The organism is Brevibacillus centrosporus, assembly GCF_046622605.1.
In the GTDB taxonomy this organism is placed as follows: domain Bacteria; phylum Bacillota; class Bacilli; order Brevibacillales; family Brevibacillaceae; genus Brevibacillus; species Brevibacillus centrosporus.
Genome location: NZ_CP176856.1, coordinates 3,707,328 through 3,727,502 on the forward strand (window position 1 = coordinate 3,707,328; position 20,175 = coordinate 3,727,502).

At 51.5% G+C, this 20,175-nt stretch carries 21 protein-coding genes; 3 read left to right on the forward strand and 18 right to left on the reverse strand.

Translation table 11 applies throughout. The features are described 5' to 3' along the window. Positions 1 to 83: 83 nt before the first annotated feature. The 7 genes from recG to ACLIN2_RS18735 form a co-directional block, all read right to left on the reverse strand. Positions 84 to 2,138, reverse strand: coding sequence for an ATP-dependent DNA helicase RecG (gene recG, locus ACLIN2_RS18705; RefSeq protein WP_092267886.1), 2,055 nt, complete (start codon positions 2,136 to 2,138; stop codon positions 84 to 86). Then, positions 2,138 to 3,022, reverse strand: coding sequence for an L-serine ammonia-lyase, iron-sulfur-dependent, subunit alpha (sdaAA, locus tag ACLIN2_RS18710; RefSeq protein ID WP_092267885.1), 885 nt, complete (start codon positions 3,020 to 3,022; stop codon positions 2,138 to 2,140). Before sdaAA ends, recG begins: the two co-directional genes overlap by 1 nt. 53 nt (positions 3,023 to 3,075) lie before the next feature. Next, a complete protein-coding gene (gene sdaAB, locus ACLIN2_RS18715; protein ID WP_122922150.1) occupies positions 3,076 to 3,741 on the reverse strand; it encodes an L-serine ammonia-lyase, iron-sulfur-dependent subunit beta in 666 nt (221 codons plus the stop codon). Positions 3,742 to 3,886: 145 nt separating this feature from the next. Beyond that, positions 3,887 to 4,192 carry a DUF3238 domain-containing protein gene (locus ACLIN2_RS18720; protein ID WP_411501808.1) on the reverse strand — a complete coding sequence of 102 codons (306 nt, stop codon included), beginning with the start codon at positions 4,190 to 4,192 and terminating at the stop codon, positions 3,887 to 3,889. Between the two features lie 31 nt (positions 4,193 to 4,223). Beyond that, on the reverse strand, positions 4,224 to 5,078 hold the full coding sequence (locus ACLIN2_RS18725; protein ID WP_092267882.1) for a DegV family protein: 855 nt from the start codon (positions 5,076 to 5,078) through the stop codon (positions 4,224 to 4,226). A 21-nt stretch (positions 5,079 to 5,099) separates the two neighbouring features. Then, positions 5,100 to 6,797, reverse strand: coding sequence for a DAK2 domain-containing protein (locus ACLIN2_RS18730; protein ID WP_092267881.1), 1,698 nt, complete (start codon positions 6,795 to 6,797; stop codon positions 5,100 to 5,102). A 17-nt stretch (positions 6,798 to 6,814) separates the two neighbouring features. Further along, positions 6,815 to 7,180: an Asp23/Gls24 family envelope stress response protein gene (locus ACLIN2_RS18735; protein WP_092267880.1), complete on the reverse strand. Its 366-nt coding sequence runs from the start codon at positions 7,178 to 7,180 to the stop codon at positions 6,815 to 6,817. A gap of 244 nt (positions 7,181 to 7,424) precedes the next feature. Here ACLIN2_RS18735 and rpmB point away from each other — a divergent pair, with 244 nt between their 5' ends. Next, positions 7,425 to 7,613 (forward strand): 50S ribosomal protein L28, encoded by a 189-nt coding sequence (gene rpmB / locus ACLIN2_RS18740; RefSeq protein ID WP_005831020.1) that lies wholly within the window; start codon positions 7,425 to 7,427, stop codon positions 7,611 to 7,613. Positions 7,614 to 7,757: 144 nt separating this feature from the next. Here the strand turns inward: rpmB and spoVM are convergent, their stop codons facing one another. From spoVM to ACLIN2_RS18770, 6 genes are all read right to left on the reverse strand, one after another. Next, positions 7,758 to 7,841: a stage V sporulation protein SpoVM gene (gene spoVM, locus ACLIN2_RS18745; protein ID WP_055746831.1), complete on the reverse strand. Its 84-nt coding sequence runs from the start codon at positions 7,839 to 7,841 to the stop codon at positions 7,758 to 7,760. Positions 7,842 to 7,861: 20 nt separating this feature from the next. Then, complete coding sequence (locus ACLIN2_RS18750) at positions 7,862 to 8,038, reverse strand: hypothetical protein (RefSeq protein WP_170184276.1); 177 nt, start codon at positions 8,036 to 8,038, stop codon at positions 7,862 to 7,864. 422 nt (positions 8,039 to 8,460) lie between these two features. Next, positions 8,461 to 9,723: a group II intron reverse transcriptase/maturase gene (gene ltrA, locus ACLIN2_RS18755; protein WP_411501590.1), complete on the reverse strand. Its 1,263-nt coding sequence runs from the start codon at positions 9,721 to 9,723 to the stop codon at positions 8,461 to 8,463. Positions 9,724 to 10,321: 598 nt separating this feature from the next. After that, positions 10,322 to 11,044, reverse strand: a complete 723-nt coding sequence (locus ACLIN2_RS18760; RefSeq protein WP_092267879.1) for an amino acid ABC transporter ATP-binding protein — start codon at positions 11,042 to 11,044, stop codon at positions 10,322 to 10,324. Further along, positions 11,037 to 11,696: an amino acid ABC transporter permease gene (locus ACLIN2_RS18765; RefSeq protein WP_122922146.1), complete on the reverse strand. Its 660-nt coding sequence runs from the start codon at positions 11,694 to 11,696 to the stop codon at positions 11,037 to 11,039. The genes ACLIN2_RS18760 and ACLIN2_RS18765 overlap by 8 nt, the downstream gene beginning before the upstream one ends. Positions 11,697 to 11,760: 64 nt before the next feature. Beyond that, positions 11,761 to 12,579: a transporter substrate-binding domain-containing protein gene (locus tag ACLIN2_RS18770; protein WP_328211187.1), complete on the reverse strand. Its 819-nt coding sequence runs from the start codon at positions 12,577 to 12,579 to the stop codon at positions 11,761 to 11,763. A gap of 327 nt (positions 12,580 to 12,906) precedes the next feature. Here ACLIN2_RS18770 and ACLIN2_RS18775 point away from each other — a divergent pair, with 327 nt between their 5' ends. Next, entirely contained in the window at positions 12,907 to 14,037 is a 1,131-nt protein-coding gene (locus ACLIN2_RS18775) for a M20 family metallopeptidase (protein ID WP_122959521.1), read from the forward strand. A 108-nt stretch (positions 14,038 to 14,145) separates the two neighbouring features. Beyond that, positions 14,146 to 14,574, forward strand: coding sequence for an RDD family protein (locus tag ACLIN2_RS18780; RefSeq protein WP_092267925.1), 429 nt, complete (start codon positions 14,146 to 14,148; stop codon positions 14,572 to 14,574). A 61-nt stretch (positions 14,575 to 14,635) separates the two neighbouring features. Here ACLIN2_RS18780 and rpe read toward each other — a convergent pair whose 3' ends face one another. The 5 genes from rpe to rlmN are packed head-to-tail and all read right to left on the reverse strand — an operon-like array spanning position 14,636 to position 20,013. Continuing rightward, entirely contained in the window at positions 14,636 to 15,283 is a 648-nt protein-coding gene (gene rpe / locus ACLIN2_RS18785) for a ribulose-phosphate 3-epimerase (RefSeq protein ID WP_411501809.1), read from the reverse strand. Continuing rightward, the gene (gene rsgA / locus ACLIN2_RS18790; RefSeq protein WP_092267874.1) at positions 15,277 to 16,170 is read right to left on the reverse strand and encodes a ribosome small subunit-dependent GTPase A; all 894 of its coding nucleotides are present in this window, start codon (positions 16,168 to 16,170) and stop codon (positions 15,277 to 15,279) included. Before rsgA ends, rpe begins: the two co-directional genes overlap by 7 nt. Before the next feature lie 18 nt (positions 16,171 to 16,188). After that, positions 16,189 to 18,177, reverse strand: coding sequence for a Stk1 family PASTA domain-containing Ser/Thr kinase (gene pknB, locus ACLIN2_RS18795; RefSeq protein WP_411501810.1), 1,989 nt, complete (start codon positions 18,175 to 18,177; stop codon positions 16,189 to 16,191). 5 nt (positions 18,178 to 18,182) lie between these two features. Continuing rightward, complete coding sequence (locus ACLIN2_RS18800; RefSeq protein ID WP_301169210.1) at positions 18,183 to 18,938, reverse strand: Stp1/IreP family PP2C-type Ser/Thr phosphatase; 756 nt, start codon at positions 18,936 to 18,938, stop codon at positions 18,183 to 18,185. A 4-nt stretch (positions 18,939 to 18,942) separates the two neighbouring features. After that, complete coding sequence (rlmN, locus tag ACLIN2_RS18805) at positions 18,943 to 20,013, reverse strand: 23S rRNA (adenine(2503)-C(2))-methyltransferase RlmN (RefSeq protein WP_122922138.1); 1,071 nt, start codon at positions 20,011 to 20,013, stop codon at positions 18,943 to 18,945. Positions 20,014 to 20,175: the final 162 nt, after the last annotated feature.

Sequence of the window (20,175 nt, forward strand, 5' to 3'; positions counted from 1 at the left end):
CGTTCTCCCCCGCTGTTCGCATACCAAAAAGAGCCTCCCCTGTTCTCACAGAGAAGACTCTCCACCAATACCTGCTTTTGCATTTAGTCGAACACGATTCCGTCCAGTACACCCTCGCGCTTTAAGTACTCCCTCAGCCAATGGTACTGGGCGTCATGCCAAAAGGACCTCTCCGCTACCAGTCTGGCGGTTTCCTGTCTGGCGACCTCCAGTGCTTTGTAATCACTCAAGAGATCCGCCACTTTAAACTCTGGGACCCCGCTTTGCTTGGTTCCGAAAAAATCACCAGGCCCGCGCAGCTCCAAGTCTCGCTGCGACAGCTCAAACCCGTCTGTTGTCTCACACATAACGCGCATCCGCTCTTTTCCGATCTCCGACTTGGGATCAGCAATCAGCACGCAGTAGGACTGCTCCGAGCCACGGCCGACACGTCCCCGCAGCTGATGCAGCTGTGCGAGACCAAAGCGCTCGGCATCGTAAATGATCATGTAGGTAGCATTCGGCACATTTACCCCTACCTCAACAACCGTTGTGGAGACGAGCACCGCATGCTCTCCAGCGAGAAAAGCCTGCATCACCGCATCCTTTTCCTTGGCAGGCAGACGCCCGTGCATCAAGCCTACGCCAAACTCAGGAAATACATGCGTCAGCTGCGCGTGAACATCAATCGCATTTTGCACGTCCAGCTTTTCCGATTCTTCGATCAACGGACAAATGACATAGGCCTGTCTTCCTTTGCGCAGCTCGTCACGCATTTGCTCCAAAACCGCAGGGAACTGATCGTGCTTTTTCCACGTCGTCTCAATCGGCTTGCGGCCGGCAGGCATCTGGTCGATGGTAGAGACATCCATATCGCCAAATGCGGTGATCGCCAGCGTCCGTGGAATCGGTGTCGCCGTCATGAACAGGACATCGGGAGTCAGGCCTTTGTTGCGCAAAATCCGCCGCTGCTCAACCCCAAAGCGATGCTGCTCATCCGTAATGACCAAGCCCAGTCGTGAAAAAAACACATCCTCCTGAATCAAGGCGTGTGTACCGACGATGACATCGATAAGCCCCATCTGCAGAGAGCCGATGACTTCACGTCTGCGCTTGGCCGTCAGCGAGCCGGAGAGCAGCGCGACCTCGATCCCGTATGGCGAAAGTAAAGCCGTGAGGGACTGAACGTGCTGCTCCGCCAAAATTTCCGTCGGCACCATCAGCGCCCCTTGGAAACCTGCCTTGACAGCCGCGATCAGCGCGATGGCAGCTACGACCGTCTTTCCGGAACCTACGTCCCCTTGCAGCAAGCGATTCATCGAATGGGGAGAGCGCATGTCATCCAAAATTTCTTTGACGACCCGTTTTTGCGCATCCGTCAGCGGGAAGGGCAGAGAAGAAATGAACTGCCGAACCTCATCCATCGGAATCGTGAGCGCCATGCCTTCGGTTTGCTGACGATTCACCCGGCGCAGCGCCTGAATTTTTAACTGGAATAAAAAGAGCTCCTCGAACATGATTCGCCGCCGCGCTTGGCGCCCATTTTCGGCATTGACAGGAAAGTGAATCGAATGAATGGCATCGACCCGCGGCATCAGCCGATAGCGCTCGACGATGTAGGGCGGCAGAATTTCCGGTATCTCCTGACCGTACTCTCGCAAAGCCTGCTGGATCGTTTTCCGCAGCAGGTTATGCGTGACATCCCCGCCCAGCGGATAAACGGGAGCCAGCTCTCCACGCTTGGCAGCGCGGTCGGAATCCGCCTCCGTCATCTCATTCACCGTGACCTGCAGCTTGTGCTTGTCCCATTTTCCCGTGATGAGAATTTCTTTGCCCGGCGACAGCCTGCTTTTCACAAACGTCTGGTTGAACCAAACAGCCGTAACCACCACCCGGTCCATGACTACCTTGACGGAAATGCGCGATTTGCCCTTGCCATAAAAACGAACAGAGGGTTCGCCGTATACCGTACCTGCCAGCGTGACCCTCTCTCCGTCTTTGACCTCTGTCAAATCGCGAACACGGTAGTCTTCATAACGGGTCGGGAAGTACTCCAGCAGATCTCCTACGCTGTGAATCCCCAAACCGCCAAAAGCTTTTGCCCGCTCTTCCCCTACCCCGTGAAGCTGGGAGACGGGAGCTTGATAAGCCGTCGTCATTACTTCTCCATCCGTACGCCAAAAATCTTCGCTTCGATTTGGCGCCCTGTCTGAGTCGCGGCCAGTCCGCCCTGAGCCGTCTCTTTCAGTGTTGTCGGCATTGCGCAACCGATCCGGTACATCGCTTCGATGACTTCATCTGTCGGAATGACGCTCTTGATGCCCGCCATCGCCATGTCTGCCGCCACCGTAGCGATCGCAGCCCCCATCGCATTGCGCTTGACACAAGGTACTTCCACCAGTCCAGCCACGGGGTCACAGACCAGACCAAGCATGTTTTTCAAAGCAATCGCTACCGCTTGCGCCGATTCCTCCGGCGTGCCGCCCGCGATCTCTACGATTGCCGCAGCTGCCATCGCGGTCGCCGAACCGACTTCTGCCTGGCAGCCTCCAGCTGCACCGGAAATAAACGCGTTGTTCGCGATACAATAACCGATTGCGCCAGCAGTAAACAAGTAGTTCACCATCTCATCCCGTGTCGGCTGGAGCTTGTCTGATACTGCAAACAGGGTACCTGGAACAATGCCGCAAGCCCCAGCGGTAGGAGTCGCGACGATGGTTCCCATAGCCGCATTGACTTCGTTGACCGCGACAGACATCGAAACCGCATTCAAAAGTGTGGGTCCCGATAAGAAGGTCTTGTTCTTCATATATTCTTGCAGCTTTTTGGCATCGCCGCCTGTCAGCCCGCTATGCGAGCGGATGTCCTCTGTGAGGCCGCGACGAACTGCTTTTTCCATAACGTCCAGATTGGCGTACATATCCTGCATGATGGCATCCCGACTACGCTGGGATACTTCCATCTCTGCTTCGATCATCACTTCAGAGATTTTCTTTCCTTGTGATTCTGCCAATTCAACCAGCTCAGCCACATTCCGAAACATCTTGTTTGTTCACTCCTCTATTCCCTGCTGTCTTGTGCCCATGATCATCTGCGCTAGTTCAACGAAAGCAAGGAAACGTCAAATACGTAAGGAATCTGCCGGATTTCCTCCAGCACCTCTGCGGAAACAGGAGCATCCGTCTCAATTGCCATTAAAGCACGCGCCCCGCGATCGTGACGAGAAACCTCCATCAGCCCTACATTGATTTTGTGCTGCGTCAGGATTTTGGCGACAGCCGCAATCATCCCGAAGCGGTCTTCATGCAATACCAGCATCGTCGGGCTGTCAAAGCCCAGCTGCAGCGTAAAGCCGTTAATCTCCAGCACTTCAATTTTCCCCCCACCGATCGAAACGCCGACAACCTCGATTGACTCCTGGTCGTCTGACAACTTGATACGAGCGGTGTTGGGATGCTCCGTCAAGACTTCCGACGTAGTCAAATCCACTTCCATCCCTGCTTTTTCAGCAATCAGAAGCGAATTTTTCAAGCGCAAGTCTGATGTGTCAAAATCGAGAATCCCCGCAACCGTTGCCACGTCAGAGCCATGCCCTTGATACGTCTTTGCAAACGAGCCGTAGAAGGTGATCTTTGCACGCTTTGGCTCTTTGCCAAACAGCTTACGCGCCACCCTGCCGATGCGCGCCGCACCTGCTGTATGGGAACTCGACGGTCCTACCATAATGGGACCGATAATATCAAATACGCTTTTGTACTTCAACCGCCTTCTCCTCCTGATATCACAAGGGGTTCAACAAGATTCACTCTCATTGTATCCTACCGATTCCCAAAGCGCTACAGGTTTCACGAGCAGGCTACAGTCCGCCGTTAGAGCAGAAAGATAGCGCAGACACTAGCGCTTTTTTTCAAAATGGTATTCCATTTCTCCAGCCATCGTGCGAGCCTTTCACTTTGATGCTGCCGTCCACTTGCACCTTCACTTGCAGCAAATAGTCTACCGTCGGTGCTTCCAGATGCAGCGGGTTCTTAGCACTGGCTTTCATCACAAAGGTTACCTCCGACTGTCCCCAGCGTTCGTCCTCGACGACGATCCCTTCCGTAGAAGCTTTCCCTTCTTTGTACTGCACATTACCATTTGCGTCCGTCATTTTGAGGACCGTTACGCCTGTGCCGGCAAAGACGGACAATCTCCTCTTGGCAAAAAAAGACACCCCCGAAACAATCGAGAATGTCTTTTTTCCATCACGCTTTTACCATGACGATCCCTAGCAGGCCAGGCCCGGTATGAGTCCCAATCACAGGTCCGATCTCTTCCAAATGAGAGTCAGTCACTTGAAACTCTTGCTTGATCCGCTCCAATATTTCAGCTGCCTGATCCGGTACGGAGCTATGCAGGACGGCAACCTTCACCGGTTTTCCCTGCGAGTACTCCTGCAATGCTTCCAGCACGCGGTTCAGCGCCTTTTTGGTACCTCTCACTTTGTCGAAAGCCGACACGTAGCCTACAGGGTCCAAGGTCAAGATTGGCTTGATGTTTAAAAGCGAGCCAATCACAGCTGCCGCACGACCGATCCGCCCGCCTTTTTGCAAAAACTCCAGCGTATCCACGATAAAATAGACCTGCACTTCATCCAGATAGCGGTCGATCATATCGAGAATCTGCTGCTTGCTCTTGCCTTCCTGTGCTGCCTTGGCTGCATCGACACAGATCATGCCGTGCACGTAGGAAGCTTTGCGGGAATCGATGACGGTAATATCGATGCTCTCTTCCAGCATCGATTTGGCGATCATCGCAGACTGATACGTCCCGGACAAGGCAGCGGACAGCATGATCGCAATAATCTGCACATCCTTGCCGTACTTCTCGTAAATCGCCTTGTACGCTTCTGCAAACTCCAGAGGAGAGGGCTGAGAGGTAGTCGGTAAAACGCTCGACTGGCTCAGTTTTTCAAAAAAAGCAGTGGAGGAGATCGTGACACCGTCCTGATAGGTTTCCGGTCCGAACATCACTTTCAACGGTACAGCCACAATCCCCAACGATTCCCGAACAGACGCATCAATATCCGAAGCACTGTCAGTAAGAATTACGATTGGCATTCACGAGAGCCCCTCTCCCAATTACTCCACAGAAAAGATAAACGGATACAATGGTTGTCCGCCATCCTGAATTTCCACTTCGACATCCGGATAGGCATCTGCCAATGCTGCCTCTAACGCTTCTGCCATTTCTTGCGTCGCTCCTTCTCCCAGGAACATCGTGACGATTTCTGCATCCTCGTCCACTAGATCCAGCAGGAGAGTCTGTGCGCTTTGCAACAAATCCGGTCCAGCCGTGACGATTTCTTTTTCTGCAATTCCGATATAGTCGCCTTCTTTGATCTCGACATCGCCCATGCGCGTATCCCGGACGGCATGCGTGACCATTCCCGTTTTCACAGAAGCAATGGCTTTGTTCATGGCAACCGTATTCGCTTCAATGCCTGCATCCCTGTTGAAGGCGACCAGTGCAGCCATGCCTTGAGGGATGCTCTTGCTCGGAACCACGGATACCGGAGTCTCGGAAAGCTCCGCCGCTTGCTGAGCCGCCATGACGATATTGCTGTTGTTTGGCAGGATAATGATTTCATTGGCGTGCAGACCCGAAATAGCGTTCATGAAATCCTCCGTGCTCGGATTCATCGTCTGTCCGCCTTCCACGACAACATGTACACCCATGCTGCGCAAAATCTTGGCGATCCCCTCACCTGCTGCAACTGCGATCAGGCCATAGGAAAGGGCTTCCAATTCTCGCGTGGCAACGGCTGCTGCCGGAGCCTTGCTCTCTTCTGCTTTGAGGATGTTGGCATGCTGCTCACGCATGTTCTCAATTTTTAGTCGATGCAGACTTCCAAATTGCTGCGCGTATTGCAGGACACTGCCCGGATGCTCTGCGTGTATGTGCACCTTGACGACCTCATCGTCGGACACAACCAGGAGGGAATCCCCCATCTTGTCCAGTTGACTGCGGAACAGGCCTTCCGAGAACGGTTTTTTATCTGGCTCGGTACTGTTTGCGATATGCACCATAAACTCCGTGCAGTAGCCGTAAACGATGTCTTCCGTTTTCATATGAATCTGCGCGTGCTGTGCGTCTACCAGCTTGTTCAGCTCAGCGTCGCTCATGACAGGCTGAGATCTTTTCTGTACATCCTCGGCGGCTTCCCCGCGCAGCACACGCAAAAATCCTTCGTAAATAAACAACAGGCCTTGTCCACCTGAATCGACGACGCCAACCTCTTTTAGCACAGGCAGCATCTCAGGTGTGCGCAGCAGTGTTGTCTGCGCCTGCTCATACGTTTTTTCCATGACCACGACCAGATCGTCAGACGTGCGTGCTGCACGTACAGCCATTTCTGCTGCCTCGCGAGCAACGGTAAGAATGGTCCCCTCGACCGGTTTCATGACTGCTTGATAGGCTGAGTCCACTCCGGATTTAAGTGCCTCCGCAAATTGGCGAGTGTTCACGACCTCTTTCCCGTTCACAGCTTTGCTAAAGCCACGGAACAATTGGGATAAAATGACTCCAGAGTTGCCACGGGCTCCCATCAACAAGCCTTTGGCAAGTGCAGAAGCCGCTTCTGTGATGAGAGGAGATTCCTTGCGGGACAATTCCTCCACACCTGAGGTAAGCGTCAAATTCATATTCGTCCCAGTATCTCCATCCGGTACGGGAAAGACGTTCAATCCATCCACCACTTTGACGTTTTCAGACAAAAGGTTTGCCCCCAGGTAAACCATCCGGCTAAAAAGGACGCCATCAAGACGCGTATGTACCAACTGTTGTTCCTCCTTAATTATGTATCCCTGTCAGTGCGTACACCCTGAACGAAAATATTTACCGCAGTGACATCGATTCCAACTGTTTGCTCCAAGGTATAGCGAACGCGGCGCTGTACATTGCCGGCCACCTCGGAAATTTTAACGCCATAGCTGACGATGATATGCATGTCTAAAGTTACTTCGCTGTTCTGGTTGTGAACGACAACCCCTTTGCTCAGGTTATCTCGTCCCAGAAGCTCGGCAATACCGTCCTTCAGCGCTTTTCGTGGCGACATCCCCACGAGCCCGAAAACTTCCATAGCGGCGCCTCCAGCAATCCGAGCGATCACTTCTTCCGTAACATCTATTTTTCCCATAGATGTGCTCATTTCCACTGTCATGCAAGGACTCCTCCTCTTTTCAACAGCTTGATCGCTTTGGTAAGCGTAAACATGCTTCATATAATTTTACACTAACATATTGAAGAAATGAAGCGTTTTGTCGAATCGAGAGGGAAACAAGGAAGACAGGGCTTTTCCTCATGTCAAGTATTGCAATTGACAGGGCTCGTGTGCTACTATAGTTGAGTATTTGTGTTCCCTTTCGAGGGAATTCCGTTTAGATGCAACAAGGAGGTGGATCGTAATGGCACGTCGTTGCTTTGTAACAGGTAAATCTGCTAAAGCAGGAAACGCTCGCTCCCACTCCATGCGCGCAACTCGCCGCACTTGGGGTGTTAACGTACAAAAAGTGCGCATTCTGGTAAATGGTAAACCAAAGCGCGTTTATGTAAGTACTCGAGCACTGAAATCCGGACTCGTAACTCGCGTGTAGTCTTTCTACTACGCGAAAAAAAGCACCCTCGAGGTGCTTTTTTGCATTTCAGGCGTTTACTTATTCCCACGGGAGGCCGTGGTCCCACGGGAAGCCATGGTCCCTCGGATGGCCGAGGTCCCTCAGGAGGCCGAGGCCACGCCGTCATTTTTTCTTGTTGAATGCCTCTATGATGCCGCGAACCATGCCACCCAGGAACTTCGGCAACTTGATGGTGTAAAACCGCATGCTACCCCTCCTCACCGAAATTACTTCACGTGATACAAATACCAGCCCGCCCCCACGAGAGCCAACGACAACAGGCTATACCAAACCCACGGAGGTGCGATGTACAGGAAAATGGTGATACCCCCGACAGCCAACGCTACCCCGAGAACACGTCGCAAGGCGCCCCCCTGTCGCAGGCGATAGGAGCGCAATCCCATTTATACTGCACCTCCTTCAGGTGTTCTCCCAAACGTGCATATTACATCATATTCTGCTGTCGGATAAACATGTATCCTGCCTTCTGAAAAAAGTAGAAGAGTACCGTTGACTGCTCGCAAACCCATTGCAACGCGATAATCATGAGAATAATGTCGGAAATACACAGGCTGCCTGAATACATTATGCATCAGCCAAGGGCAATATGCGTGTCCCTCTGCCTTCTCCCAGCGAAAACACATATATGGGCAGCAAAAGCCCGATATATTAGAAAACTTGGCTCCGCCAAGCTTTGCGGTGGAGCCTTAGTTGCACTTATACTGGCTAAGAATCTTATAAATTCTTACTGTAATCGAGTAGGAGGGAGCGACTAACTCCCGTCCTCTCACACCACCGTACGTACCGTTCGGTATACGGCGGTTCATCAAGCTTGACGAATGACAGAATATCGTTGTAATAAGCTTTTCAGCCCTTGTTGTTGCCAATATGCAACTCCGAGGGCTTTGTGCATTTGAGGAGTCTTTGTGGTACGCCATGCACCCTTTCTGGTGTTTGCAATTTCTATTGCTTGGACGTGCGATAAACCCAGAGAGCGAAGTTCTCGATATCGGGTTCGTACTCGCTTCCACTGAGACCACAAGCAAAGTCGAAGTCTACGTCGTATCCATTCGTCGATAGATTGAAGGATTTTCTTTGCATCCGCAAGGGCAAAATATCCGATCCAACCCATGAGGTACTGGTTTAGCTTCCGAATCCTTTCATCCATAGAGATGCTCCATACCGGATTAGTGATGAAGCGGATTTTCTCTTTCAACTTCAGAAGTGATTTTGGATGAAGCCGAATCCTTGCTTGTTTTGCATTAGTGAAACCGAAACCGAGGAACTTACGCTTCCAAGGTCGATCCACTGCGCTCTTCTGCTCATTTACTTTAAGCTTAAGTACCTTCTCCAAGTAGCTTTGGATACTTTCTTTTACCCGTTCTCCCGCCCGCTTTGTTCTCACGTAGATATTGCTATCGTCTGCGTATCGACAAAAGCGATGTCCCCTCTTTTCCAGTTCTTTATCCAAATCGTCGAGCAAGATGTTCGCCAATAACGGACTAAGTGGACCACCTTGTGGTGTGCCCTCTACTGCCGAAAGGCAGATGCCATTGACCATGATGCCTGCTTGTAGATATGCGCGAACAAGTTTCAACAAAGCTTTATCTTTTACTTTTCGAGCAACCCGACTCATTAAAATATCGTGATTAACCCGGTCGAAGAATTTCTCTAAGTCCATATCCACGACAAAGCGATATCCTTCGGAAATATAAAATTGTGCTTGTCTCATGGCGTCATGCGCACCACGGTTCGGTCGGAATCCGAAACTGGATTCTGAGAAGTGGGGGTCAAATATAGGAGTAAGAACTTGGAGGATGGCTTGTTGAATAAAGCGATCTATCACGGTAGGAATACCTAATAACCTTACTCCTCCGTCAGATTTCGGGATTTCGACTCTGCGGACAGGGGAAGGTTTGTAGGTCCCTTTCATAATCTGCTTTTTAGTGGTCAACCAGTGTTCACGGATATAATCGCGCAGTTGTTCGGTTGAAACACCGTCGATTCCCGCCGATCCTTTGTTTCTTTCCACTCTTTCGAGTGCCACTAATAGATTTTCTCGTGACAGGACTTTCTCCAACAGCTCCATGACGATACCCTTCCTCCGCACGCATCCTTCTAGTCTTGCCGGACAATACTCAGCCCTCTCTTGTACCCTCAGGGCTTCACCCATTTTCTCCAAGAGTAGTTCCTTACAGAATTCTGCTTCACAGTATTATCACGAAAGTGATTAGCGGATGTGTTGACTTAATGTTCAGCCCTTCCCCGTTCAAGCGTCCTTTACTTGGGTACTATGGCTTCTGCTGACTTCTGCATGTTCAGCGTCTCCTTACGAAGACGGTTACCAACATTTGAAGGCACTTCATGCAGACCTCCCCAGGTAAGAGCGATAACTTTCATCCCATGTACCTGCCCAAGTTTACTGCTGTATTCCTTGGCTGTATGGGGCTTCGTCTTGTTTGGCAGACTCACCCGAATACAACAGCCTCAAATTGGGTTCGTGTACCTCAGGTCGGGACTTTGCCGCCGGCTTCCTTCAGATTCCACCTCGCGGTGGACACCCTTGCCTTGGGCTAACGGTTGGTACAGCCAACCCCCGTTCGGGACTTACACCCTAGAGCTATCGCCCATGCTGGGCGCACCAAAAAAGAGTCACAACCAACGAGGGCTGTGACTCTGCCTAGATATTAACGTACTTTCTCCAAAAACTGCTGGGCGCGCTCGCTCTTCGGACGCGCAAAAAACTCTGTAGGCGCCGTTTCTTCGATCAATTGTCCATGGTCGATAAACAGGATCCGATCCGACACCTCTTCAGCAAATCTCATTTCGTGTGTCACGATGGCCATCGTCATGCCGGTATGGGCCAGGCCCTTCATAACCTCTAGCACTTCTTTTACCATCTCGGGGTCCAAGGCAGAGGTCGGTTCGTCGAAAAGCATAATCTCCGGCTCCATCACGAGAGAACGCGCGATCGCGACACGTTGTTTTTGACCGCCAGACAGACGGGACGGATACACGTCAGCCTTGTCCGACAGACCAACGCGCTTCAAGAGCTCTCTAGCCTTTCCTTCTGCTTCTGCTTTGGACATGCCTTTGACCTTGAGGGGAGCATATGTGAGGTTGCCCAGCACGGTCATGTGAGGGAACAGGTGAAAATGCTGAAAAACCATTCCGATCTTTTGACGGACCTTCAGAACGTCTGCCTTTGGAGCAGTAATGTCCTGTCCATCAATAACGATCTTTCCTGTCGTCGGTATCTCGAGCAAATTCATGCAGCGCAGGAGAGTCGATTTCCCAGACCCCGAAGGCCCGATGATCGCCACGACCTCTCCCTTTTTTATCTCCGTCGAAATCCCCTTCAAGACTTCAAGCTGCCCAAATGACTTGGTGATGTTGTCAATTTTAATCACTGCGTCTCATCCTCCTCTCCAGCACGCGCGCAAACCAGGTCAAGATCATGACCATGACATAGTAGAGGACCCCGGCGATGATGTACGGCTCAAAGTACCGGAAGATGGTTCCCTTCACGACGTTTGCGTTTTGCAGGATGTCTGCAAGTCCGATCGTGGAGACGAGTGCTGATTCTTTCAAAAGGGCGATCGTTTCATTTACCAGCGCTGGCAGGATGTTTTTAATCCCCTGCGGTAAAATGATGTCCATCATCATGCGGCGATACGGAACGCCGAGCGACTTGGCAGCTTCCCACTGGCCTTTGTCCACGGCGAGAATCCCACCGCGGATCGTCTCGGATATGTAAGCACCCGAATTCAGCGTAAACGTCAAGACAGCCGCTTCCAGCTGAGAGATGTTATACCCCGTGAGCTGAGGCGTAGCAAAGTAGACAAACGTCAGCTGCAGGATCAGAGGTGTTCCCCGAAAGATGGACGTATAGGCAACTGCCAGCCAATTCAGCGGACCGAATTTGGAAATTTTGATAAGTGCCAGGATCGAGCCCCAAATGAAGCCGAGGACGACTGAAATGAGTGTGACGAGTAATGTGACCTTTATCCCTTGTAAAATAAAAGGGATATAGGGCACAATCTGTGGAAAATCCAAATTCATGCCCTTTCCCACTCCTTGCTATCTTCATGATATGAATCGAAGGGGACAACCGCCCCGCTTTGCATTATTGACCGAACCACTTTTTGATCAGCTTGTCCATCTCGCCGTTTTCCTGCATTTTTTTGATGACCTGATTAAATTCATCCACATGCTTGGAGCCTTTCGGGAAAGCAATCGCTGAACCATTTACCTCTTCTGTCTCAATCGTGGTGTACTGCAGGCCTGGGTTGCTTTCCACAAAGCCCTTCGCCACGGTATCTTCCAGGATCGCTGCATCCACACGGCCGGTTTTTACTTCCTCGATGATTTCACCCGTTTTGTTCAAAGAAGTGATTTGCAGTCCAGTTGCCGTTTTCGCCAGCTCTTTTGCTGCAGATTCTTGAATGGAGCCAAGCTGTACCGCTACTTTTTTCCCTGCCAGCTGGTCAGGTTTTGTCACATTGCTCTCTTTCTTTGAGACAATTGTGTTTTTCGCGTCGTAGTAAATTTCCGAGAAGTCGACGTTCTTCTGGCGTTCAGGGGTTGGTGTCATCCCTGCCATAACAAAATCGGCACGGTTGGTTTGCAGCGCAGGAACCAAACCGTCGAAGTTCATGTCATTTACTTGCACTTCGTAACCCAGCTGTTCCCCAATGTATTTGGCGATATCCACATCGAAGCCCACGATCTCGTCTTTGCCGCTGGTCAGGTCGTGGAATTCATAGGGCTTGTAGTCTGCTGATGTAGCCATCGTCAGAGTCTTTTTCTCTCCGCTTGGCTGTCCAGCTTGCTCTTGTCCATTCTGCGGCTGTGCCGGCGGCTGGCTTGTGCCTGTCCCGCAGCCTGCCATAACAGCCGCTGCCAATAGTGATGTAAGAGCGATTGAAAACATCTGTTTTTTCATGATGGTATACCCCCATTAGGATTGTGTATGAAATCAAGTTGGAAATATAGCTGTCAGGTTCAGGGAAGCGATATGAATTGACGGCTTATATTTATACAGGATAATGACTATTTTAATCATTAGATGAACAAATTCAATGTTTTTTTAGCCATAATTTAAATAGCCAATTTACAGAATACTATTCACAATTTATAGAGAGGCTTTTGGACAGGTGCGTTTGTAGTATGTCCCTTTTTTTGCGACCAAGCCCCGTTTGTTCTTTTCACTGGCGAAAATGCGGCCAAAGACTTATAGTGCTAATGAAATCACCTGTAAGGAGGATAACGAATGACCAGCAAATGGACAGACCATTTTCAGCAGCAGCTCCCCGAAATTCTCGAGGAATTGCGTACGTACGTAGAAATAGAAACACCCACTCACAACAAACAAGCTGTGGATCAATTAGGGCATTTGATCGCAGATCGCTTCCGTGCGCTCGGCTGCAAAATAGACACGCTCTACCAGCCTACATACGGTGATCAGCTCCGCATCGAATACGGAGACGGCCCCGAGCAGATCATGGTCCTCGGTCATTTTGACACGGTGAAAGAGTTGGGGACGCTTGTGCAAGAGCCCTGGAAAATCGAGGATGGTCGGGTATATGGTCCTGGAACCTACGACATGAAAGCAGGGATCATCTTCAGCTATTTTGCCTTGAAAACAATCATCGAGCAGCAGATTCCCCTTCAAAGCAAGCTCGTTTTTTTCTGGAATACTGATGAGGAAATCGGCAGCGTCTCTTCTGAAAAATGGATACGCGAGGAAGCGAAACGAAGCAAATTCGCTCTCGTTATTGAGCCAGCGGCAGGAGATGGCTCTCTTAAAACCAGCCGAAAGGGCGGCGGAGACTTCATCCTCAAGGTCAAGGGGCGAGCCGCACACGCAGGAAATGATCACGCCCTAGGCGTAAATGCCATCGAGGAGCTCGCCCACCATGTCATCGCCATTCAAGGCTTCACCGACTACGACGCGGGCACTACCCTGTCTGTGGGAACAATCCGCGGCGGTACCGTCTCCAACGTCGTTCCCGATTACGCTGAGGCCGATATCGACGTGCGTATCAGCGCCAGCAGTGAAGCTGACCGTATTACCACCCTCATGCATCAGCTCAAGCCCGTTCTGCCAGGTGCGCAGCTTATTGTGGAGGGCGGCATAACCAAACCTCCTATGGAAAGAACCGCAGCCACTGAGCAGCTGTTTTTGCACGCACAGGAGCAAGCCCTCCTGGAAGGCTTCACACTTACAGAGCGCGGGGTAGGTGGTACGAGCGATGGCAACTTTACTGCTGATGAAGGCACGCCTACGCTCGACGGCTTGGGTCCAGTAGGCGATGGCGCACATGCCTCCCATGAACACGTAGTCATCGAGGCTATTCCGGGCCGGATCGCTGTCCTGCTTCGGCTGTTTACCAGCCTGTAAAGAAAGCTGTCTGTCCCTTTGCCTGATTCAATGGCAGAGTTTTTCTTTCGCTCTACTTTCGGCTGCCAGCTCATATACATTCCTATTGAAAGGAAAGGAGCTGGGATCGTGGAAAACGAAAAGTCTTTGCAGAGCCACGCGGTTGGATTTTGGCGGCGGTTTGGAGCAAGCTTGCTCGATGGCCTGATCATCGGGGTACCACTGGCACTTCTCTCTTATTTGATCACGGGTGAGACAAAAGGCAATCTGTTCACGAATCTGGTGTCCATTCTCTACAGTCTCTTGCTGCCGGTTTTCTGGTACGGCTATACGGTCGGAAAAAGAATCGTGGGCATTCGCATCGTAAAAATGGATGGGAGTCCTGTTGGCATAGGAACGATGCTCCTGCGCATCGTAGTAGGCTGCTGGCTGATCTATACCGTAACACTGGGCATAGGTGCGATCATCAGCGCGATCATGGTCGGTGTCCGTGAAGACAAACGTGCTATTCACGATTTGATTGCGGGAACGTATGTGACTTCCGATCGCCCTGAATAAAACGAAAAAGCCATCCCTTCCACGTGAAAGAGATGGCTTTTTGCCGTTTGTACGTACGCTTTTATCCGCGAATCGCTGCGATAGCTTGCGCACGGTCTTTTTGATTGAATACGGCGCTTCCGGCAACGAGTACGGTCGCCCCTGCCGCTTCGCATAAACGGGCTGTCTCGGTATTCACGCCACCGTCGATCTCGATCTCAACGTGACCAAGGCCGCGCTCATCCAGCATTTGACGCAGCTGTTTGATCTTCGGAACCACATTGTGAATGAATTTTTGCCCGCCAAAGCCTGGGTTGACAGTCATGAAGAGCACCATGTCCAGATCCGTAAGCACGTGCTCGATCGTAGACACTGGCGTTGCGGGATTCAGTACGACGCCTGCTTTCACCCCTTGCTCTTTGATTAGTGCGAGCGTACGGTGCAAATGGCGGCTTGCTTCCTGATGAACGGTAATCCAGTCTGCACCGCTCTTGGCGAACTGAGGAATGTAGCGATCTGGTTCCTCGATCATGAGATGCACATCGAGCGGAAGCTTTGTCACTGGGCGGATGGCATCCACGATCAAAGGTCCAATCGTGATATTCGGAACAAAATGTCCATCCATGACATCTACGTGAATCCAGTCTGCGCCTCCCCGTTCGACGTCCTGAATTTCCTCACCCAATCTGGCAAAGTCCGCAGACAGGATAGAAGGTGCTATTTTTACCATGGTTTATTCCTCCGTTGATATTCTTTCAGCTCTTCGCGGAATTGCAGGTAATTCTCGTAGCGCTCTTTGCTCAGTTCCCCTGAGGCTACACCTTCCTGGACGGCGCAGGATGGCTCTGTCACATGCAGGCAGCCCCGAAACTTGCAATCGGGTGAACGCTCTGCAAAATCCCGGAATGCCTCTGCCAAGTCGAGCTCGTCCAAATCCATAAATTCCAAGGAACTGAAGCCCGGCGTATCTGCGACATAGCCGCCTCCCTCGAGAGGAATCAGCTCGACATGACGGGTCGTGTGCTTCCCGCGCCCCAGCTTTTCACTCACATCTCCCGTTTGCAGGCTTACCCCCGGGAACAACGCGTTGATCAGCGACGATTTTCCTACGCCTGACTGACCAGCAAAAACGGAAATCCGATCATGCAGGACTTCTCGCACTTCCTGCAATCCACGTGTCTCCTGTTTTGTCGAGGTTGGAATGACCGTATAGCCGATCGCCTCGTATTTCTCGGTGATGGCTCTTACCTCTTCTTCCGGCACTTGATCTGCCTTTGACAGGATAATGATGGAATCAATGCCAGCATGCTCGGTATGGACCAGAAACTTGTCCAGTAATAACGCGCTGAAGGCAGGTTTGAACATGGAAAAGACCAGCACGGCCTGATCCACATTGGAAATGGGCGGTCGAACCAGTTCACTGGTCCGCTCACCCACCTCCATCACATACCCTTCTTCTTCATTGATTGCATCGTAGACTACCCAGTCGCCCACGAGCGGATTTACCTTTGCACCCTTTTTCTTGAATAGCCCACGTGCTCGACAACTAAAAACACGGTCCCCATCGGCAACGTAGTAAAATCCGCTCAAAGCTTTTACAATGCGTCCTTCTGGCATTCATGTCCCTCCACATGCTTATGGCAAGCTGCTGTACGAAATGGGTATGGTCTGGTATTCCACATACTCATTTTTCGTCGGATCTTTTTTGAACACTTTAATCACGGCATCTTTTTGTGGAGACAGAACGACTGGAACATCGTACTCCCTGCTCTCCGTGATCGTCTCCTTGTACACTTGCTGCCCATCACCGCGGGAGTCACTCACTTCGATCTTGATCTCCGCAGTTTCGCCCGGTACGACTTCCACATACACAGGTGCGTTTGCCAGTTTGGCGTCCGCCGGGTACTGACCGTTGCTTACCGTGAGCGGTACCTTAACTCCTTTTTGCACCTGCATCCCTGCATCATACGGGTGAGTGGAGAGGACGACGCCTGCCTTGTCTGTCGTATACGACGGCTCTTCCTTCGTTTCACCGACTTCGAGTCCGAGCTTGAACAGCTCTACCTGAGCCTGCTCCACCGATTTTCCGACGACATTTGGCATTTTCACAAACGATTTGCCCTTGCTGACAGTGACGCGGACCGTGTCCTTCGTCGGGTAAACCGACGCGTTTGCATCCGGCGACTGACCGATCACAATGCCTGCTTCTGCGTTGTCATCCTCGACTTCCTCAAACGTGATGGCATTTGTCTTGAAGCCCAGCTGCTTTAGCATATCCTCAGCAACCGATCGGGATAAGGAAACGAGATTTGGCATAGGAACAGCCTGCTGTCCTTTGCTCACATAGAGCGTGACAATTGCTTTTTCTTTTAACCGCATGGGCGGAGCCGGGTCCTGTCTGATGACCAAGCCCTTCTCTATCGTATCGTTTGCTTCCTCCACGACTTTCGCCACGAGATTGGCTTCCTCAATCTTCTTCTGCGCCAAAGTTACCTCGATCCCTTCTACATAAGGAACCGGTGCCTCAGGTACGGAAGGGAACACATTGAGCAGGAAGTTGAATCCGAAGAAGCCTAGCACGAGAAACAAACCGATTCCCGCTACCCAAAGCAAGGTTTTGACCCACCATTTTTTCTGCGGCTTCTGTTCCTCGTCGTCCTCGAGCTGCTGCTCGTACCGACCGCTTCTTTGGCCAACACCTGTCCGGCCGTTTGCGTGCTGATCGAGCATGTCCTGTGTAATGATCGGAACCACCCGTGTCATTTCCTCGTCAATCGGGAACGTCAGCTTTTCCTCGTTTAAGCGCTCGGGAAACAGGCAGGTCTCCAAATCTTCTAGCATTTCACGCGCAGACGAATAGCGCAGAAACGGATCCTTCACCAAAGCCTTGAGAATGACGTTCTCGACGCTTTGCGGAATCGCCGGATTTACTTGCCGCGGCTCTGGCAACGGCTCCTGCAAATGCTTTAGCGCCACAGAAATCGGCGAGTCTCCGGAAAACGGCAGTTCTCCTGTCACCATTTCGTAGAGCACAATTCCCAATGAATAAATATCCGATTTTTCCCCAGTGATACCGCCTCTCGCTTGTTCAGGCGAGAAATAGTGGACGGAGCCCAGCATCGCATTCGTATGGGTAATGGTTGTTGAGGTAACTGCACGGGCAATCCCGAAGTCCGTCACCTTTACTCGCCCATTTTTGCCGATCATGATGTTGTGCGGCTTAATATCTCTGTGAATGATCTGATTTTGATGGGCATGATCGAGTGCGTCACAAATTTGTTCCGCGATTCTCACAGCTTCTTCCACAGGAAGAGCGCCTCGCTGAATGATAACTTCCTTCAGCGTATAGCCTTCTATGTATTCCATCACCATGTAATGGGTGTCGCCGTCCTGCCCAACATCGTAAACCCCGACCACATTGGGGTGAGACAGGCTTGCAACTGCCTGCGCTTCCCGTCTGAACCGGTTCACGAAGTCTTCGTCTCCCCCGAACTGTGAACGCAATACCTTCACCGCAACGGGACGATTTAAAATCAAATCCTTGGCCTTGTAAACGATCGCCATTCCTCCGCCGCCTACGCGGGCTTCTAGCTGGTACCGCCCTCCAAGCCGTTGACCATCCATCTCTCTCACCCCTCTTTCTCACTGGCTACGGGCATGTTGCGCACGGCAACGAGCGTGATATTGTCCTGCCCACCAGCGGCCAGTGCTTCCTGCACCAGGCCGTCTACCTTCTCCTGCAGAGAAGTCTCTTTCTGTAGCCATTCTTCCATCATAGAAGCTGGCACTTTATCGCTTAATCCGTCCGAGCAAATCAAGACGACATCCCCAGGTGCCCATTCAAACTCGTCCAGGTCGATCAGGACATCCGGCTCCGTCCCCAACGATCGCATGATGACATTCCGATGCGGATGGACAGCCGCTTCTTCGGCGGTAATCTGCCCATTTTTCACCAGCTCATTGACCAGCGAATGATCTTCTGTCTTCATCACCAAACCGTCGGACCCGTATTTGTAAAGGCGGCTGTCTCCGATATGCGCCGTCATGACCGTGCTTGCCCCAAACAAAGCCGCGATCGTAGTTGTCCCCATCCCATTGCATTCCGGGTGTTCCTGCGCGTATTCGTACACTTCCTTGTTCGCGAGCAGCACAGCGTTCATCAGGTGCTCACGAGCATCCTCTCCCACTACATCAGCAGCAAGGTGACGCAGTTCTTTTACTATTCGCTCAACAGCAAGGCGGCTGGCAATCTCGCCCGCCTCATGTCCGCCCATACCATCGGCCAGAACAGCGAGGGCGCGTCCGTTCACATCTGCCTCCGTGGCAAAGTAGTCCTCATTCACGGAACGGACGTGGCCCACATGGGATTTCATTGCAATTTCCATGGTATCACCCCACGGTTTCTTTAGCGTGTTGTGCCCTCAGCTGACCGCAAGCAGCAGCGATGTCACTGCCGTGCTCCCTTCTGATGGTCACATTGATTCCTTTGTCCTCTAAAATGCGTTTGAATTGGAAAATCTCGTTACGCGGTGTGCGTACATAATCCCGCTCCGGTACGTAGTTAACCGGAATCAAGTTGACGTGGCACAGCATATCGCCAATCAGCTCTGCCAGCTCTTCCGCGTGCTGCGGCTGATCGTTTTTCCCGCCGAACAAACCGTATTCAAAGCTGATGCGGCGGCCTGTCTTGTTGATATAGTGACGGCAAGCTTCCATCAGCTGTGCAAGAGGGAACCCGCGGTTAATCGGCATCAGCTGGCTTCTCAGCTCGGTATTCGGAGCATGCAGGGAAATGGCCAGGTTGACTTGTCCGCCTCTTTCCGCAAACTCGTAAATCTTCGGCACGATCCCACTGGTGGAGACTGTGATGTGACGAGCGCCGATATTCAGTCCGCGGTTATCGTTTATCACGGTCAAAAAGCCCATCAGGCTCTCGAAGTTCTCAAACGGTTCCCCGATTCCCATCACGACGACATGGCTGACACGTTCGCCATCCGCATCGAGCTTGCGCTGGGCCATCAATACTTGAGATACGATTTCGCCCGCATCGAGGTTACGCTTCAGCCCGCCGAGCGTAGAGGCACAAAATGTGCATCCGATTCGGCAGCCTACCTGTGTCGTCACGCAGATGCTGTTTCCGTAGTTATGACGCATGATAACGGTCTCGATCGCGTGTCCATCCACTAACTGGAACAGAAACTTGATGGTTCCGTCCTGCGATTCCTGATGCGTGATTTCTTTTAGAGGATCCATCCGAAACGTATCAGCCAGCTTTTGGCGCAAGTCCTTGGACAGATTGCTCATCTCTTCAAAAGAGGTCACGCGTTTCACGTACAGCCAGTCAAAAATTTGCTGTGCACGAAACGCTTTATCTCCAGCGTCTACCAGCCACTGCTTCATCTCGTCTTGAGTCAGGCTGTAAATAAGTGGCTTGGCGCTAGTAAATGTGGTAATCGGCATTGCTGTTTTCACATCCTCAAATTCATTGCTAAGCAATTTCAGTCATTTTATCATTGTACCTCGCATTGGTCCGCGCTTCAAACGGTTTTGGCATCCAGTTTAGAAATGCGTCACTTTTCCTAGTGTAAACCAATCCGCACCGCTGCAAACAAAGGGAAAGGA

Bases quoted from the DNA above. Each gene is read 5' to 3' on its own strand.
- ACLIN2_RS18725 (WP_092267882.1), bottom strand. From the start codon at position 5,078: ATGCCAATCGTAATTCTTACTGACAGTGCTTCGGATATTGATGCGTCT.
- rpe (WP_411501809.1), bottom strand. From the start codon at position 15,283: ATGGTAAAAATAGCACCTTCTATCCTGTCTGCGGACTTTGCCAGATTG.
- ltrA (WP_411501590.1), bottom strand. From the start codon at position 9,723: ATGGAGCTGTTGGAGAAAGTCCTGTCACGAGAAAATCTATTAGTGGCA.
- spoVM (WP_055746831.1), bottom strand. From the start codon at position 7,841: ATGCGGTTTTACACCATCAAGTTGCCGAAGTTCCTGGGTGGCATGGTT.
- recG (WP_092267886.1), bottom strand. From the start codon at position 2,138: ATGACGACGGCTTATCAAGCTCCCGTCTCCCAGCTTCACGGGGTAGGG.
- sdaAA (WP_092267885.1), bottom strand. From the start codon at position 3,022: ATGTTTCGGAATGTGGCTGAGCTGGTTGAATTGGCAGAATCACAAGGA.
- rsgA (WP_092267874.1), bottom strand. From the start codon at position 16,170: ATGCCAGAAGGACGCATTGTAAAAGCTTTGAGCGGATTTTACTACGTT.
- ACLIN2_RS18750 (WP_170184276.1), bottom strand. From the start codon at position 8,038: ATGGGATTGCGCTCCTATCGCCTGCGACAGGGGGGCGCCTTGCGACGT.
- pknB (WP_411501810.1), bottom strand. From the start codon at position 18,177: ATGGATGGTCAACGGCTTGGAGGGCGGTACCAGCTAGAAGCCCGCGTA.
- ACLIN2_RS18800 (WP_301169210.1), bottom strand. From the start codon at position 18,938: ATGGAAATTGCAATGAAATCCCATGTGGGCCACGTCCGTTCCGTGAAT.
- rpmB (WP_005831020.1), top strand. From the start codon at position 7,425: ATGGCACGTCGTTGCTTTGTAACAGGTAAATCTGCTAAAGCAGGAAAC.
- ACLIN2_RS18765 (WP_122922146.1), bottom strand. From the start codon at position 11,696: ATGAATTTGGATTTTCCACAGATTGTGCCCTATATCCCTTTTATTTTA.
- ACLIN2_RS18770 (WP_328211187.1), bottom strand. From the start codon at position 12,579: ATGAAAAAACAGATGTTTTCAATCGCTCTTACATCACTATTGGCAGCG.
- ACLIN2_RS18775 (WP_122959521.1), top strand. From the start codon at position 12,907: ATGACCAGCAAATGGACAGACCATTTTCAGCAGCAGCTCCCCGAAATT.
- rlmN (WP_122922138.1), bottom strand. From the start codon at position 20,013: ATGCCGATTACCACATTTACTAGCGCCAAGCCACTTATTTACAGCCTG.
- ACLIN2_RS18735 (WP_092267880.1), bottom strand. From the start codon at position 7,180: ATGACAGTGGAAATGAGCACATCTATGGGAAAAATAGATGTTACGGAA.